The organism is Paenibacillus sp. J31P13 (assembly GCF_056269295.1).
The window spans coordinates 1-2,188 of record NZ_JBWDNR010000024.1 but is presented as its reverse complement, the minus strand read 5'-3'; the positions used below and the strand labels follow the sequence as shown (position 1 = coordinate 2,188).

The following is a 2,188-nucleotide window of genomic DNA, read 5'->3' as shown; positions in this document are numbered from 1 at the left end:
CAGCGGTAACAACAGCAGCAATGACAAAACAGAGGGTACAACACCTGCGGGCAGTACGCCGCCAGCGGAAGTCGAGGTTTATGAAAATGGATTGCCAAAGGATGAGAAGATTACGCTTAAGGTCGGATTCTTCGTAGGGGGCTACGGACGAGAATGGTTCGATCACGCAGTTGAATCCTTCACGGCAAAATACCCTAACGTATCGTTTGACATTACCGCATCCCCTGATATGAAAAACATCCTATCGACAAGAATCTCTGCAAGCAATGATAAGGAGATGTTTGATCTCTTCAATACAGCTCCAGCCGGAGGAATCGTATCGCTTGCGGAAGCTGGAAAGCTCGAGGCTATGGATGATGTCTGGGAATATCAGCTACCAGATGTGCCGGACAAAAAGGTTAAAGATCTCATGTTGCCGGGAATGTTCGAATCGACGACGTTGATTGGCGGTAAGCGATACGAGTTCACGACGGCAAGCAGCTTCGGCGGATTGTTCTTCAATAAAAAGCTATTTGAAGAGCATGGCTGGAATCAAAATCCGCACACATGGGATGAGTTTAAACAATTGTTAGCGGACATTAAAGCAACCGGTATCGCCCCGATCACATTCCCAGGCATCCATCCTGATTATCAGAACTGGGCTTTTGGTACAGCCAAAAATTTCGAACTGGCCGATATTAATGGTCATGTGGATGAATTTATTGAAAATTATAAGACCTATGGCTTGCCGCAATACACGAACCCTGAAACGGTCGAGACTTGGACTCGCATGTATGAGCTGGGCAAACAAGGATATTTTGCTGATGGATTACCGGCATTAAACCATACGCAATCTCAAATGCAAGTGATTCAAGGGCAAGCAGCCATGGTATCGACAGGCAGCCACGTTGAGAATGAAATGAAAGAGGGAACGCCAGCAGACTTCAACTGGGGTTATATGGCCGTTCCATTCAGAGACAGCAAAGACCAAACGCTTTGGATTAGAAGCGGTACATCCAACTTCAATTATATTTGGGCGGCTAAGCCTGAACTGAATAAAAAGTGGGCAAAAGAACTAATCGTCTGGCTGGTCACGCTTGAGAATCAGCAGTATGCGGCCGAAAAATCAGGTGCGCTTCCGATGCGCAAGGATTTAACGGATGACCCTGCACAAACGGCTAAGCTTTCAAGCTCAGCGCAATCCATACTGAAATACATTGCAGAAAATAATGCGCATACGTACAAGGCAAGCCGATCCATCAGTATTTCCGACCCTAATTTAGCACAAGCAGAGAAGCTATTGAGCGAAAATATTGTGAAGTTTGCGTTAGGCAAACAGGATCCTAAACCCATATTGGAAGAAGCAGAAAAGCTGCTGCAGAAAGCGCTGGAAGCAGAAAAGAAATAAGAAGACAGCACAACAGGCGGGGAGGAATCCTCTCCGCTTTCATTATCCAGGATAGGAGTTGATCTCAGCCATGGCGGATTCAACTGTGGTGAAGACACCGCGAACCCCGATGCGAAGGTGGGGTCTAGATAAAGCGAATACGCAAAAGTGGATCTTCCTAGCGGTAGCCATCATCCCGCCCTTCGGGGGGTATTTACTTTTCACTTTATTCCCGAATCTATTGTCTGTTTATTATGCTTTGTTGGACTGGGATGGTTTTACAAAGCCCAAGTTTGTGGGACTGGATAATTTCATCACGGCCTTTCAAGATAAATATGTCTGGCGTGCACTTGGACATAATGTCATCTTTATGCTGACGGTCCCCTTCTTCGTCGTTCTCATCTCCTTGCTGCTGGGCTACTTGATCTCCAACAAAAACTTTGGTGAAAACCGGTTTTTAAAAGTGCTCTTTTTCTTTCCGAATGTGCTTTCTACCGTCGTGATCGCGCTCTTATGGGCATTCATTTATGACGGCTCATACGGCTTGTTAAATGGGATGCTGGAATTGGTCGGCATCGATATGAATCATTTTTATTGGCTGGGGAACGAAAGAACGGCACTTGCGGCGATTATCCCGCCTTGGGTGTGGGGCGGTGTCGGCTTGTATGTAATTATCTTCGCCAACGCGATGCTTGCCATTCCGAAATCACTGTATGAGGCAGCGATCCTTGAAGGAGCCGGACATATGACGAGGCTGTTTCGAATCACGATGCCGCTCGTAATGCCCATTGTCAAAGTGGCTACACTGTTTTTGGTCGTTGG

Annotated in this window: 2 protein-coding genes; both read left to right on the top strand. The window is 46.7% G+C overall.

Translation table 11 applies throughout. The annotated features are described in order from the left end of the window. A partial coding sequence (locus tag AC0YOD_RS28965) for an ABC transporter substrate-binding protein (RefSeq protein ID WP_475802798.1) occupies positions 1–1,387 on the top strand: 1,387 nt, incomplete at its 5' end. 70 nt (positions 1,388–1,457) lie between these two features. Continuing rightward, on the top strand, positions 1,458–2,188 hold a 731-nt coding region (locus tag AC0YOD_RS28960; protein WP_475802797.1), incomplete at its 3' end, for a carbohydrate ABC transporter permease.